This is a genomic window from Streptomyces sp. NPDC057249, from assembly GCF_042669245.1.
Taxonomy (GTDB): domain Bacteria; phylum Actinomycetota; class Actinomycetes; order Streptomycetales; family Streptomycetaceae; genus Streptomyces.
In genome coordinates this window covers 85,997-100,300 of sequence record NZ_JBHUXS010000024.1, presented here as the reverse complement: position 1 = coordinate 100,300, position 14,304 = coordinate 85,997, and the positions used below count along the sequence as shown (strand labels likewise).

Here is a 14,304-nt window from a genome sequence, read left to right as displayed (position 1 = left end):
GCGGAACATCCTGGGGGATGTTCCGCGCTGTGCGGGGCTAGATCAGAGCTAGCTCAGCTGAAGGAGTCGCCGCAGGCGCAGGAACCCGTGGCGTTCGGGTTGTCGATGGTGAAGCCCTGCTTCTCGATGGTGTCGACGAAGTCGACCGAGGCACCGCCCAGGTACGGGGCGCTCATGCGGTCGGTGACGACCTTCACGCCGTCGAAGTCCTTGACGACGTCGCCGTCGAGGGAGCGCTCGTCGAAGAAGAGCTGGTAGCGCAGGCCCGAGCAGCCGCCGGGCTGGACGGCGACGCGAAGCGCCAGGTCGTCACGGCCTTCCTGCTCCAGCAGGGCCTTGACCTTGGCTGCGGCGGCGTCGGACAGGAGGATGCCGTCGCTCACGGTGGTGGTCTCGTCCGATACGGACATCTGCTTCTCTCCCGGGTTGTACGGAGACTGCTTGCCGACGTTGCAACCGTCGGGGCCGCGGATTCATTCCGGGCCGAGCGCTTGCCTGTTCCCTTCATGCTCGCACACCCGTCCTGCGGGCGGATGCGTCACATTGACGCTTTCGGCATCGTCAAAGTGACGTGAAGCGGCTATGATAGATAGCGTCAATTAGACGAAAAGGCTTTCTCTGCAGAGAAGTCCGCAGAAGAAAGGGTGCGTGACGTGACCACGGCCCACCCCGTCCAGGATCTCGATGTCCAGCCGACGCCGCTCGCCCTGCTCCTGCTGGGCCGCGACGCCGACCCCAGGAGCGAGCGCGGTGTCGAGTGCCCCGGCGACCTGCCCTCCCCGTCCGACCCGGACCTGGTGGCACGCGCCCGCGCGGCCAAGGAGAAGCTGGGTGAGAAGGTCTTCGTCCTGGGCCACCACTACCAGCGCGACGAGGTCATCCAGTTCGCCGACGTGACCGGGGACTCCTTCAAGCTCGCCCGGGACGCCGCGGCCCGCCCGGAGGCCGAGTACATCGTCTTCTGCGGTGTGCACTTCATGGCCGAGTCGGCGGACATCCTGACCACCGACGACCAGAAGGTCGTCCTGCCGGACCTGGCGGCGGGCTGCTCGATGGCCGACATGGCCACCGCGGAGCAGGTCGCCGAGTGCTGGGACGTGCTGACCGAGGCGGGTGTCGCCGAGCAGGTCGTGCCCGTCTCGTACATGAACTCCTCCGCCGACATCAAGGCGTTCACCGGCCGGCACGGCGGCACGATCTGCACCTCGTCCAACGCGAAGCGCGCCCTGGAGTGGGCCTTCGAGCAGGGGGAGAAGGTCCTCTTCCTGCCCGACCAGCACCTGGGCCGCAACACCGCCGTGCGGGACATGGGCATGTCCCTGGAGGACTGCGTCCTCTACAACCCGCACAAGCCGAACGGCGGCCTGACCGCCGAGGAGCTGCGGAACGCGAAGATGATCCTGTGGCGCGGCCACTGCTCGGTGCACGGCCGCTTCTCGGTCGAGTCGGTCAACGACGTGCGCGAGCGCATCCCGGGCGTCAACGTGCTGGTGCACCCCGAGTGCAAGCACGAGGTCGTGGCCGCCGCGGACTACGTCGGCTCGACGGAGTACATCATCAAGGCCCTGGAGGCGGCCCCGGCCGGCTCGAAGTGGGCGATCGGCACCGAGCTGAACCTCGTCCGCCGCCTGGCGAACCGTTTCGCCCCCGAGGGCAAGGAGATCGTCTTCCTCGACAAGACGGTCTGCTTCTGCTCCACGATGAACCGCATCGACCTGCCGCACCTGGTGTGGACCCTGGAGTCCCTGGCCGAGGGCAAGCAGGTCAACCGGATCGTGGTGGACCCGGAGACGGAGAAGTACGCGAAGCTGGCCCTGGAGCGGATGCTGGCGCTGCCGTAGGCGATCCGCGGACGACACCGTCCGCACAGGGGCCTGGCCCGCACGGGTGTGCGGACCAGGCCCCTGGTGCTGTGCCGGGCGGGTCAGGCCTTCGCCGGCTCCGGTTCGTCGGAGGAGCCCTGCGACTCGGCCGGGGCCGGGGTGCCGGCCTGCGCGGCCCGCTTGGCGGCCTTCTTGTTCCGGCGGCGTTCCTTGCGGAGCTCGACCATCGCGTACAGCGTCGGCACCAGGAGGAGCGTCAGCAGCGTCGAGGTGATCAGACCGCCGATGACGACGACGGCCAGCGGCTGCGAGATGAAGCCGCCCTCGCCGGTGACGCCGAGCGCCATCGGGAGCAGGGCGAAGATCGTCGCCAGGGCCGTCATGAGGATCGGGCGCAGACGGTGGCGGCCACCCTCCACGACGGCTTCGACCACGCCCATGCCCTGGGCCCGGTACTGGTTGATGAGGTCGATCAGCACGATCGCGTTGGTCACCACGATGCCGATCAGCATCAGCATGCCGATCATCGCCGGGACGCCCATCGGGGTGCCGGTGACGACGAGCAGACCGATCGCGCCGGTGGCGGCGAACGGGATGGAGACCAGCAGGATCAGCGGCTGGATCAGCGACCGGAAGGTGGCGACCAGCAGCATGAAGACGATCGCGATGGCCGCCAGCATGGCCAGGCCCAGGTTCTTGAAGGCGTCGTCCTGGTCCTCGGAGACACCGCCGATGGTGGCGGTGGCACCGTCCGGGAGGTCCAGGGCCTTGATCTTCGTCTGGAGCGTGGTACTGACCGCGCCGGTGTTGTCACCGGTGGGCCGGGCGGTGATGGTCGCGGCGCGCTGGCCGTCGATCCGGGTCATCGAGACCGGCCCGGGGACCAGCTTCACGTCGGCGATGGTGCCGAGCTTCACCTTGCCGAGCGGAAGGTCCTTCAGCTCCTGCATGGTGGTGGCCGGGTGGGCCGACTTCACGACGACGTCGCGCTCGGTGTCGTCCATGATCGCCTTGCCGGACGGGGTGCCCCGCACCGCTCCGGCGACGGCCGCGCCGAGCGTGGCCTGGGTGTAACCGGCGTCGGCGGCCCTCTCGTTGGCCTGCACCGAGATCCGCGGGACGCTCTGCGCCAGGTCGCTCTGGACGTCGGTGACGTCCTTCAGCTTGGCGACCTCGGCGCGGACCTGCTCGGACGCCTTCTTCAGGGCGTCCGCGTCGGCGGCCTTCACCACGACGCTCAGGTCCTGGCTGCCGAAGCCGTCGCCGGCGCTGATGGTGGTGTCGCCGATGCCGTCGAGCTTGGCGAGGCCCTTCTCGATGCGGTCCTGGGTGGCCTCGAACCCGGCGGAGTCCTTCAGGGTGACCTGGTAGGACGCCTGGTTGGAGCCGGTGCCGCCGCCGAAGGCGGCCATGAAGCCGGAGGAGCCGACGGTGACCTGGTAGTCCTTGACGCCCTCGTCGTCGGCGAGGAGCTTCTCGACCCTCTTCGCCGCCTCGTCGGAGGCCGCGAGGCTGGTGCCCGGGTCGAGCTTCTGCTTGATGGACAGGACTTCCTGCTCGCCCTGGTCGAAGAAGTTGGTCTTCAGCAGGGGGGCCATGCCGAAGGTGCCGAAGAGGACGACGAGGGCGAGGACGACACTGGTGATACGGCGCCGGGTGGCGAACCGCAGCACCGGGACGTAGATCCGCTGGAGGCGGCTGCGCGCCTCCTTCTCCTCGGCCTCGCGGCGCGCCTTCTCCGGGTCCTCGGCGGTGCCCTTGGGGGCGCGCAGGAACCAGTACGACAGGACCGGGACCACGGTCAGTGAGACCAGGAGCGAGGCCAGCAGGGCCGCGGTGACGGTCAGCGAGAACGAGCCGAACAGCTCGCCGACCATGCCGCCGACGAGGCCAATCGGCAGGAAGACGGCGACGGTGGTGAGCGTCGAGGAGGTGACCGCGCCGGCCACCTCCTTGACCGCGGTGATGATCGCCGACTGGCGCTCCTCGCCGTAGCCGAGGTGCCGCTTGATGTTCTCCAGGACGACGATCGAGTCGTCCACGACCCGGCCGATCGCGATGGTGAGCGCGCCCAGGGTCAGCATGTTGAGCGACAGGTCGCGGGTCCACAGCACGATCAGCGCGAGGACCACGGAGAGCGGGATGGAGACCGCGGTGACCAGGGTGGAGCGCAGCGAGGCCAGGAAGACCAGGATCACGATGACCGCGAACACCAGGCCGAGCGCGCCCTCGGTGGTCAGGCCGGAGATCGCCTTGGAGACGGCCGGGCCCTGGTCCGAGACGACGGTCAGCTCGGCGCCGGAGCCGAGGTCCTTGCGCAGGTCCGGGAGCTTGTCCTCGACGGCCTCCGAGATGGCGACGGCGCTGCCGTCCTTGTCCATCGTCGCCATGACGGCGAGGCTCGGGCGGCCGTTGGTGCGGGTGATGGAGTCCGCGGCGGCGGCCTCCTGCTTCACCGTCGCGATGTCACCGAGGCGGACCGGCTTGCCGGGCTTGCCCGAGGCCGGGTTCTGACCGATGACCCGCAGGTCCTCGATCTGCTTCAGCGAGGTGAAGGCGCCGCCGACCTGGACGGTGCGGCTCTTGCCGGACTCCGAGAAGGCACCGGCCGGGACGGTCGCGCCGCCCGACTGGAGCGCCTGGGAGAGCGCGGTGGCGTTGAGTCCGGCGGCGGCGAGCTTCTTGTCGTCCGGGGTGACGGAGACCTGGAGGTCGCGCACACCGTCGACGGAGACCTGGCCGACGCCGTCGATGTCCTCCAGGGCGGGGACCACGGTGCGGTCCAGCTGGTCGGCGAGCGCCTGCTGGTCCTTGTCCGAGGTGACGGCGAGGACGACGGTCGGGATGTCGTCCGTCGAGCCGGCGATGACCTGCGGGTCGACGTCCTGGGGCAGCTGGACGCGGGCCCGGTTCACGGCCTGCTGGATGTCGGCGACGAGCTGCTTGGTGCCCTCGTCACCGAAGTCGAAGGTCGCCATGATGACGGCGTTGCCCTCGCTGGCCTTCGACGTGACGCCGGTGACGCCGTCGACGGCCTTGATGGAGTTCTCGAGCGGTTCGACGACCTGCTTCTCGACCACATCGGGGGACGCACCCTGGTAAGGGGCGAGCACCGACACCATCGGCAGTTCGATGGTGGGCAGCAGCTGCTGCTTGAGCTGCGGGATCGCGATCGCTCCGAAGACGAGCGCGACGATCGAGATCAGACCGATCAGGGCCCTTTGCGCGAGGCTGAATCTGGACAGCCAGGACATGGGTGGGTCTCTTTCTGTGGCTTACGCGGCAGGCGGGCGGGATGCCGGGTCGTACCCGGGGGACAGATCCCGCCCGCTTATACGATCGCCGATGCCGGGGACGAAAGTCCTCGGCCCCAGGGTCGCTTTCTCACGCCCCGCATACCGCAGGTGGAGTACACCCCGGCTGCACCTTCACTCCACCCGTGGGCGCACCAGGCCCGATTCGTACGCGATTACCACCAGTTGTGCCCGGTCCCGGGCGCCCAGCTTCGCCATCGCCCGGTTCACATGGGTCTTGACGGTCAGTGGGCTGACGACCAGGCGCTCCGCGATCTCGTCGTTGGACAGCCCGCCCGCGACCAGGACCAGCACCTCGCGCTCCCGCGTCGTGAGGGCCGCCAGCCGCTCCGAGTACCCGGCCGCCCCCGGGCCTTCGCCGGCGCCGCCGCCCTGCGCGAGGAACGTGGCGATCAGGCCCTTGGTCGCGGCCGGCGAGAGCAGCGCCTCGCCCCCCGCGGCGATCCGGATCGCGTTGAGGAGTTCGTCCGGCTCGGCGCCCTTGCCCAGGAAGCCCGAGGCCCCGGCGCGCAGCGACTGCACCACGTACTCGTCCACCTCGAAGGTGGTGAGCATGACCACCCGGACGTCGGCGAGTTCCGGGTCGGCGCTGATCATGCGGGTGGCGGCGAGTCCGTCCGTGCCGGGCATCCGGATGTCCATCAGCACCACGTCGGGCCGCTCGGCGCGGGCCACCTCCACGGCCTCCGCCCCGTCCGCCGCCTCGCCCACCACCCGCATGTCGGGCTCCGAGTCGACCAGCACCCGGAACGCGCTGCGCAGCAGCGCCTGGTCGTCGGCGAGCAGGACCTTGATGGCCGGTGTCATGCGTTGTCCCCCGTCCGGCCCGCCGCGCCCGGCCGACCGGGCTCCTGCGCGCGGGCCTCGACGGGCAGGATCGCATGGACGCGGAACCCGCCCCCGTAGCGGGGACCGGCGGTGAGGGTGCCGCCCAGGGCGGTGACGCGTTCGCGCATCCCGAGCAGGCCGTGTCCACCGCCCGAGGCGGCGGCGCCCACGGTGTTCCCGCGGCCGTTGTCCAGGACCATGACCTCGGCCGTGGCTCCGACCCGTACGACGCTCACCTCGGCCTTGGCGCCCGGGCCCGCGTGCTTGCGGACGTTGGTCAGCGCCTCCTGGATCACCCGGTACGCCGCCAGGTCGACGGCCGACGGCAGCGGGGGGTCGCCCTCGGCCGCGCAGGCCACCTCCACGGGCAGCCCCGCCTGGCGGACGCTCTCCACGAGCTGGCCCAGGACCGCGAGGCCGGGGGCGGGCTCGGTGGGGGCCTCCGGGTCGCCGGACTGGCGGAGCAGGCCGACGGTGGCCCGTAGCTCGTTGAGCGCGGACCGGCTCGCCTCCCGGACATGGGCGAGGGCCTGTTTCGCCTGGTCGGGGCGCTTGTCCATGACGTGGGCGGCGACCCCGGCCTGCACGTTGACCAGGGCGATGTGGTGGGCGACGACGTCGTGCAGGTCGCGGGCGATGCGCAGCCGTTCCTCGGCGACCCGGCGGCGGGCCTCCTCCTCGCGGGTCCGTTCGGCCCGTTCGGCGCGCTCCCGGATGGCGTCGACGAAGGCGCGCCGGGAGCGGACCGCGTCGCCCGCGGCCCCGGCCATCCCGGTCCAGGCGAAGACGCCCAGGTTCTCCTGGCTGTACCAGGGCGGCGACCCGAAGAGCATGGCGGCGGCGGTGAGCGCGGCCATGGTGAGCAGCCCGACCCGCCAGGTGGTGGGGCGGTCGGTGCGGGCGGCGACGGTGTACAGCGCGATGACGGAGCTCATCACGACGGGGGTCGGCGGGTCCGCGGTGACCAGTTCCACGACGGTCAGCGCCCCGGTGGCGGCGAGCACCGCCATCGGTTCGCGGCGCCGCCGGATCAGGACCAGCGCGCTGAGCAGCATCAGCAGCAGGCTGCTCGCGGCGGGGGTGCGGGCGCCGAAGGTGGGCCCGTCGTGCCCGCCGGGGTCCACGAAGGACGCGAAGACCATGGCCACGAGCACGCCCAGGGCGAGCGCGCCGTCCAGCGCGAGGGGGTGGCCGCGCAGCCAGTCGCGGATGCGCAGGACCCCGGTTCCGAGGGTGGTCACGTCGGGCTACGTTACGGCGTGCCGCGCGCCGCCCGGTCCGGCCGGGAGCGGCCGGACCGGGCACCCCCCGCGGACGCACCTGTGCCCCGCGTCCGTCGGGACGGGCGCGGGGCACAGGTGTGCGGGTGCTGGAGAGCGGTCGGCGTCAGCCGGGGATCAGGCCGTCGTCGCTGAGCATGGCGCGTACTTCTTCGAGAGTGGCGTCCGGCGACGGCAGGATCAGTTCGGACGGCTCCAGGGAGTCGTCCGGCAAGGGTGTGCCGAGTTCGCGCACGCGGGCCAGGAGCGCGTGGAGCGTGGTGCGGAAACCGGGCCCGTCACCGCGCTCCATCTCGGCCAGCAGGGCGTCGTCGAGCTTGTCGAGCTCGGCGAGATGGCTGTCGGCCAGGGTTGCCTGGCCCTCCCCCATGATCCGTACGATCATGACGCCGCCTCAGTTCTTGTCGAATTTGTGCGCCTGGCTGTTCTGCTGCTGGGCGTCCTGCCGGCCGCCCTCGATCGCCTGCTGGGAGGAGGAGCCGCCGGCCAGCTCGGCCTTCATGCGCTGAAGCTCCAGCTCCACATCCGTACCACCGGAGATCCGGTCCAGCTCGGCGGCGATGTCGTCCTTCGCCGTGCCGGTCGGGTCGTCCAGGGCCCCGGAGGCCAGCAGCTCGTCGATCGCGCCCGCGCGGGCCTGGAGCTGCTGCGTCTTGTCCTCGGCCCGCTGGATCGCCAGGCCGACGTCGCCCATCTCCTCGGAGATGCCGGAGAACGCCTCCCCGATCCGGGTCTGCGCCTGGGCCGCCGTGTACGTGGCCTTGATGGTCTCCTTCTTCGTCCGGAAGGCGTCCACCTTGGCCTGGAGCCGCTGGGCCGCGAGGGTGAGCTTCTCCTCCTCGCCCTGCAGCGTGGTGTGCTGCGTCTCCAGGTCGGTGACCTGCTGCTGGAGGGCGGCGCGGCGGGACAGCGCCTCGCGGGCCAGGTCCTCGCGGCCGAGCGCGAGCGCCTTGCGGCCCTGGTCCTCCAGCTTCGAGGACTGACCCTGCAGCTGGTTCAGCTGCAGCTCCAGCCGCTTGCGCGAGGTCGCCACGTCGGCGACTCCGCGGCGCACCTTCTGAAGCAGCTCCAGCTGCTTCTGGTACGAGTAATCAAGGGTCTCGCGCGGATCCTCGGCCCGGTCAAGGGCCTTGTTTGCCTTCGCGCGGAAGATCATCCCCATACGCTTCATGACACCGCTCATGGGCTTCGCGCGCCCCCTTCTGACTCAACTGGGCTCCAGCACTCCAACAGAACCCACAGTACGGGCCCTGTCTCTATTACCGCACTGTTCGGGCGTCGATGGGCTCCTCCCCAAGGACGACTGTGCTCCCGGTCCACTCCCGCCCAAGGAGTAGGTGACGCCCGTATCGCCCGCCCGTACACGGTCGAGGACGCGGGCCGTTGCCGGATCGTTCCCGGGCGGCCTGCGGGGATTCGCGACCGACCCCGTACCCTTGGGCCTTGTGTTCCGTAGCCGCTCCAAGGAAGAGAAGGCCCCCACCGACAAGGTGACGGCGGACCTCTCCAAGACGCCCCGCGACCCGCAGGCCCCCAAGGGTCGCCCCACCCCCAAGCGCAGCGAGGCCCAGACGCAGCGCCGTCGTGCCTCCAGTGGTGCGCCGCTCGACCGCAAGGAGGCCGCGAGGCGCCAGCGTGAGGCGCGCCGCGTGGACATGGCCAAGCAGCGGGAGGCCCTCGCCAACGGCGACGAGCGCTACCTGCCCGCGCGCGACAAGGGGCCGGTGCGCCGCTTCGTCCGCGACTTCGTGGACTCGCGCTTCTGCATCGCGGAGTACTTCCTGCCGCTGGCCGTGGTCATCCTGATCCTCAGCGTGATCCAGGTGCAGGGCATCCAGAACATCTCGCTGCTGCTCTGGCTGGTCGTGATCGTGCTGATCGTGATCGATTCGATCGGGCTGGCGTTCCGGCTGCGCAAGCAGCTGAACACGCGGTTCCCGGACACGCCCAAGCGCGGCGCGGTCGCCTACGGGCTGATGCGTACGCTCCAGATGCGACGGCTCCGCCTGCCGAAGCCGCAGGTCAAGCGCGGAGAGCGGCCCTGAGCACCGAGCCGTCCGGCCCGGTCGACGGTGCGTCCGCCGACCGGCCGGCCGGTGCCGTCTCCGGCTTCGCCGGGGCCTCCGCGGTCTGGACCAAGGGGCTGACCGGTCTGCGCAACACTGTGCGCCAGGAGCTGGTCGCCCGGCAGCTGGACGAGCAGATCGCGGCCCGCTTCCCGGTCGGGCAGCGGCTGCGCATCCTGGACGTCGGCATGGGCCAGGGCACGCAGGCGCTGCGGCTGGCCCGGGCCGGGCACACCGTGACCGGTCTGGAGTCCGACCCGGAGATGCTGCGGACCGCCCGTGAGGCGCTGGGCGGCGAGCCGGCCGGCATCCGCGAGCGGGTGCGGCTCATCGAGGGCAACGGCCAGGACACCGGGGTCCACTTCCTGCCCGGCAGCTTCGACGTGGTCCTCTGCCACGGCGTGCTGATGTACGTCCAGGAGCCGGACGCCATGGTGGCGGGCCTGGCCCGGATGCTGGCGCCGGGCGGGCTGCTGTCCCTGCTCGTGCGGAACGCCGACGCGCTGGCGATGCGGCCCGGGATGGCCGGGGACTTCGCCGGGGCCCTGGCGGCGTTCGACTCCGACCGGTACACCAACCGGCTCGGCCTGTCCGTGCGCGCGGACCGGTTGGAGGCGCTGACGGCGACGCTCGCCTCGATCGCGGCGCCGCTGCACGCCTGGTACGGGGTGCGGCTCTTCACGGACAACGTGAGCAACGACGTCGAGCTGCCGCCGGCCGCGGAGCTGGAGCGGGTGCTCGCGGCGGAGGACCGGGCGGGCCGGACGGACCCGTACCGCGGGGTCGCCGCGCTGCTGCATCTGTGCGGTGTACGGGGCTGAGCGGGGGGCCCGGGGCGTCCGGGTGGGCGTCTTGTCCTCAAGCGCCGGACGGGCTGAAGGATTGCCCTCAATCGCCGGGCGGGTTTGATTTTCGGCCGCCCGGCTCTGTCATGCGCTGCACGTCCCTCTGGATTGGCGGGTGCCCGCCCCGCCGTGTGCGGCACATCCCCCCTTGATCTGCGGGCGCCGACCCCGCCGCGTGCGGCTTTCCTCCCATGGATGCGCTCAGCGGGCAACCCCGGGGGGCAAAAGCAATAATCCGGACATGGATGCCATTCACTCACGCCGCCGTGCGCGCCGGCTGTCGCTGCCCCTGTCCGCGGGTGTCTGCGCGATCGCGCTGGTGAGCGGTTGCTCCGGTTCGAACGCCCCCGCCGCGGGGCCGGACGCGACGGCGTCCGGCTCCGCGCAGCCCGGGCCGGCCGCGAAGGCCACCGGTGATCTGCAGAGCGCGTACCAGTCCGCCATCAACGACGTGCTGCCGTCGGTCGTGCAGATCGACGCCTCCGAAAGCCTGGGCTCGGGTGTCGTCTACGACGCCAAGGGCCACATCGTCACCAACGCGCACGTCGTCGGTGACGAGAAGACGTTCAAGGTCACGGTGGCCACCGGCGAGAAGGTGCTGAAGGCGTCGCTGGTCGCCGCCTACCCCGAGCAGGACCTGGCCGTCATCAAGCTGGACGACGTGCCCGACGGGCTGCGGCCCGCCAGGTTCGGCGACTCGGAGAAGGTCGCGGTCGGGCAGATCGTGCTGGCGATGGGCTCGCCGCTCGGCCTGTCCAGCAGCGTCACCCAGGGCATCGTCTCGGCCCTCGGCCGGACCGTGAGCGAGAGCCGCTCGGGCGGCGGCACCGGCGCGACCATCGCCAACATGGTGCAGACCTCGGCGGCCATCAACCCGGGCAACAGCGGCGGGGCCCTGGTGAACCTGGACAGCCAGGTCATCGGCATCCCGACGCTCGCCGCCTCCGACCCCCAGATGGGCGACAGCGCGGCGCCCGGGATCGGGTTCGCCATCCCGGCCTCGATGGTGCGGACGGTCGCGGACCAGATCATCGAGAACGGCAAGGTCACCGACTCGGGCCGGGCGGCGCTCGACATCACCGGACGCACGGTCGTCAACGACGACTACCGGCCGGCGGGGGTCGCGATCGTCAGCGTCCAGAAGGGCGGGGCGGCCGACGAGGCGGGGCTGCGGGCCGGCGACATCATCGTGAAGGTGGACGACGCGAAGGTCACCACGATCACCTCGCTCTCCGAGGCCCTGGCCGGGCACAAGCCGGGCCAGAAGGCGAAGGTGACGTACACGCGCGGCAGCTCGGAGAAGACGGCCGAGGTCACCCTCGGCGAGATCTGAGCGACGCGGCGACGGCCGCGTCCGCCTGGAGGCTCATCGGGCCGTAGACCTTCGTCCCGTCGTCGAAGAGCGTGACCTGGTCCGCCCCGCCGTCCAGGAGTTCCTTCCAGTACTCACCGATCCAGGACTCGGCATCGCCCTGCGTCGTGAACTCCTCCGGCCGCAGGGCCGGCTCCGTCTCCGTACCGTCGGACTTCTCGAACCGCCACGTCCACGCCATGTCCGCCTCCTGGGTATGTCGTTCCCCTCGGCAGCCTAGCCCTTCCGACCAGCAGGGGAAGGGCCTCTCCGGCCTGTCCGGCGGATCTGCGCCCCCACGTCGCGCAACCCGCGCGGCGACGCGGGAGGATCGGAACGTGGAACTGACTCTGCTCGGCACCGGAGCCCCCGACGGGCTGCCGCGGCCCGACTGTCCCTGCGCCGCCTGCGCCCTCGCCCGCGGAGCCGGCAGCCGGGCCGCGACCGCCCTCCTGGTCGACGACGCGCTGCTGCTCGACCTCACGCCCGGGGCGGTGTTCGCCGCCGCCCGCGCCGGCCGCTCGCTCACCGGCGTACGCCAGGTGCTCCTCACCCACCCGCACGACGGACCGGCCGTCGAGCTGCCCCCCGGGCTGCCTCCGGCGGGCCGGGTGCCGGACGGGCGGGTGCTGACGCTGATCAGCGGCCACCGGGTGCGGGCCGTGCCGATGGACGCGCCCGGTACGGGGTACGAGGTCACCTCGCCGGAGGGCGCCCGGCTGCTGTACCTCCCGCCCGGCGGCGCACCGGCCGGGCTGGCGGGCCCGGTGGCGCAGCCGTACGACCTGGTCGCCGGGGACGTCGTCGGACGGCCCGACGCGGTGGCGCGGCTGCGGGCCGTCGAGGCGATCGGGCCCGCCACCGAGCTGATCGCCGTCCACCTGGACCACGACGCGCCGCCCGCCCCCGAGCTGGAGCGCCGGCTCGCCGCCGCCGGGGCGCGGGCCGTGCCGGACGGCACGACGCTGGCGGTCGGCGGCTTCCGCGCCCCGGCCGCGGTCCCCCGGCGCACCCTGGTCACCGGTGGCGCCCGGTCCGGGAAGTCCGTCGAGGCGGAACGGCTCCTGGAGACCTGTCCGGAGGTCGTGTACGTGGCGACCGGTGGCACCCGGGACGGGGACGCGGACTGGGCGGCCCGGGTGGGGCTGCACCGGGAACGCCGGCCGGCCGCCTGGCGCACCGAGGAGACCTGCGAGCTCGTGGAGCCGCTGTCCTCGGACGGGCCGCCGCTGCTCATCGACTGCCTGTCGCTGTGGCTGACGGACGCGATGGACCGGGTGGACGCCTGGGACGACGCCGCGTGGGCGGAGGGCGGCGAGCGCGCGTTGCGGGCCAGGACGGCGGAGCTGGCCGCCGCGGTGCGCGGGACGCGGCGCACGGTGGTCCTGGTGACCAACGAGACCGGCTCCGGAGTGGTGCCGGCGACGGCGGCCGGGCGGCGCTTCCGGGACGAGCTGGGCCGGCTGAACGCGGCGGTGGCCGGCGAGTGCGAGCAGGTGCTGCTGGTGGTGGCGGGCCAGGTGCTGGCGCTGCGCGGCTGAGGCGCGCGGGGCGGGGGTGCCTGGACCCCGGGGCCGCACCGGGCGGGTCCGGAAGGGGCGGCGGGTACTGTTCCGCAGGGAGCCCGCCGCCGGGCTCCCCGGACCACTCCCCGTATCGACCCGCGAGGCAGACCCCCGTGAATCTGGACGACTTCTCCGACCTGATCGAACGCCCCGACGGGGGCGTACGGCGCGACGCCGAGGAACGCCGGGAGCGGCTCGTCGTGCCCCCGGGCGCCCTGGGCCGGCTGGATGAGCTGGCCGAGTGGCTGTCGACCGCGCAGCAGGCGTCGCCGGTGCGGACGGTCGAGCAGCCGCGCGTGGTGCTGTTCGCGGGCGACCACGGCGTCGCCGGGCTCGACGTGTCGGGCCGCGCGGCCTCCACCGCGCACGAGCTGGTGCGGGCCACGCTGGACGGCTCGACCCCGCTGGCGGTCCTGGCCCGCCGGTTCTCCGTGCCGGTGCGGATCGTGGACGCCGGTCTGGACTGCGACCCGGAGCTGCTGCCGGAAGCGGTGGTCCGGACCCGGGTGCGGCGCGGCAGCGGCCGGATCGACGTCGAGGACGCGCTGACCGCCGAGGAGGCCGAGGCAGCGGTGCGGCTCGGGATCGCGGTGGCCGACGAGGAGGCCGACTCGGGCACCGACCTGGTGGTGCTCGGCGACCTGAGCGTGGGCGGCACGACGGCGGCGGCCACGCTGATCGCGGCGCTCTGCGGCACGGACGCCTCCGTGGTGACCGGGCGCGGCGGCGCCGGGATCGACGACCTGGCGTGGATGCGCAAGTGCGCGGCGATCCGCGACGCGCTGCGCCGGGCCCGGCCGGTCCTGGGCGACCAGCTGGAGCTGCTGGCCACCGTGGGCGGTGCGGACCTGGCGGCGATGACCGGCTTCCTGCTCCAGTGCGCGGTGCGGCGGCTGCCCGTGGTCCTGGACGGGGTGGTCGGCGCGGCGGCGGCGCTGGTCGGCCAGCGGGCGGCGTTCCGGGCGCCCGACTGGTGGCTGGCGGGTCAGCTGAGCGGGGAGCCGGCGCAGGCGAAGGCCCTGGACCGGATGGCGCTCAACCCGCTGCTCGACCACGGAGTCGTGGTGGGCCAGGGCTGCGGGGCGCTGCTCGCCCTCCCGTTCGTCCAGGCCGCCGCCGCGCTGGCCGCCGAGCTTCCCGAGCGGGAGCCGGAGGCGGCGGAGGACGGTACGGACGGTGGTGCGGACGACGAGAAGGACGACGCGACGGACTGATGCCCGCCCGGCCGCGGG

General features: G+C 72.3%; 13 protein-coding genes. 6 read left to right on the top strand and 7 right to left on the bottom strand.

The features are described from left to right. Positions 1-53: 53 nt before the first annotated feature. Positions 54-410: an iron-sulfur cluster assembly accessory protein gene (locus tag ACFUJY_RS31855; RefSeq protein ID WP_018103583.1), complete on the bottom strand. Its 357-nt coding sequence runs from the start codon at positions 408-410 to the stop codon at positions 54-56. Between the two features lie 234 nt (positions 411-644). On the opposite strand from ACFUJY_RS31855, the gene nadA reads away from it, so the two are divergent. Then, positions 645-1,841, top strand: coding sequence for a quinolinate synthase NadA (gene nadA, locus ACFUJY_RS31850; protein ID WP_383306033.1), 1,197 nt, complete (start codon positions 645-647; stop codon positions 1,839-1,841). An 83-nt stretch (positions 1,842-1,924) separates the two neighbouring features. Here nadA and ACFUJY_RS31845 read toward each other — a convergent pair whose 3' ends face one another. The 5 genes from ACFUJY_RS31845 to ACFUJY_RS31825 form a co-directional block, all read right to left on the bottom strand. Continuing rightward, complete coding sequence (locus ACFUJY_RS31845; protein ID WP_383306031.1) at positions 1,925-5,077, bottom strand: efflux RND transporter permease subunit; 3,153 nt, start codon at positions 5,075-5,077, stop codon at positions 1,925-1,927. 174 nt (positions 5,078-5,251) lie between these two features. Continuing rightward, on the bottom strand, positions 5,252-5,944 hold the full coding sequence (locus ACFUJY_RS31840) for a response regulator (RefSeq protein ID WP_383306029.1): 693 nt from the start codon (positions 5,942-5,944) through the stop codon (positions 5,252-5,254). Then, a complete protein-coding gene (locus ACFUJY_RS31835; protein WP_383306027.1) occupies positions 5,941-7,206 on the bottom strand; it encodes a sensor histidine kinase in 1,266 nt (421 codons plus the stop codon). Before ACFUJY_RS31835 ends, ACFUJY_RS31840 begins: the two co-directional genes overlap by 4 nt. A 145-nt stretch (positions 7,207-7,351) precedes the next feature. Next, complete coding sequence (locus ACFUJY_RS31830; protein ID WP_383306025.1) at positions 7,352-7,630, bottom strand: hypothetical protein; 279 nt, start codon at positions 7,628-7,630, stop codon at positions 7,352-7,354. A gap of 9 nt (positions 7,631-7,639) precedes the next feature. Continuing rightward, positions 7,640-8,416 (bottom strand): PspA/IM30 family protein, encoded by a 777-nt coding sequence (locus ACFUJY_RS31825; protein ID WP_383306023.1) that lies wholly within the window; start codon positions 8,414-8,416, stop codon positions 7,640-7,642. A gap of 274 nt (positions 8,417-8,690) precedes the next feature. On the opposite strand from ACFUJY_RS31825, the gene ACFUJY_RS31820 reads away from it, so the two are divergent. From ACFUJY_RS31820 to ACFUJY_RS31810, 3 genes are all read left to right on the top strand, one after another. Beyond that, positions 8,691-9,290 (top strand): DUF3043 domain-containing protein, encoded by a 600-nt coding sequence (locus ACFUJY_RS31820; protein WP_365685273.1) that lies wholly within the window; start codon positions 8,691-8,693, stop codon positions 9,288-9,290. A 119-nt stretch (positions 9,291-9,409) separates the two neighbouring features. Next, entirely contained in the window at positions 9,410-10,132 is a 723-nt protein-coding gene (locus tag ACFUJY_RS31815) for a class I SAM-dependent methyltransferase (protein WP_383306021.1), read from the top strand. Between the two features lie 265 nt (positions 10,133-10,397). Beyond that, complete coding sequence (locus tag ACFUJY_RS31810) at positions 10,398-11,489, top strand: S1C family serine protease (RefSeq protein WP_383306018.1); 1,092 nt, start codon at positions 10,398-10,400, stop codon at positions 11,487-11,489. Here the strand turns inward: ACFUJY_RS31810 and ACFUJY_RS31805 are convergent. Further along, positions 11,470-11,709, bottom strand: coding sequence for a hypothetical protein (locus ACFUJY_RS31805; RefSeq protein ID WP_383306016.1), 240 nt, complete (start codon positions 11,707-11,709; stop codon positions 11,470-11,472). The two genes, ACFUJY_RS31810 and ACFUJY_RS31805, sit on opposite strands and share 20 nt — an antisense overlap. A gap of 136 nt (positions 11,710-11,845) precedes the next feature. On the opposite strand from ACFUJY_RS31805, the gene ACFUJY_RS31800 reads away from it, so the two are divergent. Both ACFUJY_RS31800 and ACFUJY_RS31795 read left to right on the top strand, forming a co-directional pair. Continuing rightward, positions 11,846-13,048 carry a bifunctional adenosylcobinamide kinase/adenosylcobinamide-phosphate guanylyltransferase gene (locus ACFUJY_RS31800; protein ID WP_383306014.1) on the top strand — a complete coding sequence of 401 codons (1,203 nt, stop codon included), beginning with the start codon at positions 11,846-11,848 and terminating at the stop codon, positions 13,046-13,048. Between the two features lie 137 nt (positions 13,049-13,185). Then, positions 13,186-14,286: a nicotinate-nucleotide--dimethylbenzimidazole phosphoribosyltransferase gene (locus ACFUJY_RS31795; protein ID WP_383306012.1), complete on the top strand. Its 1,101-nt coding sequence runs from the start codon at positions 13,186-13,188 to the stop codon at positions 14,284-14,286. Positions 14,287-14,304 lie beyond the last annotated feature (18 nt).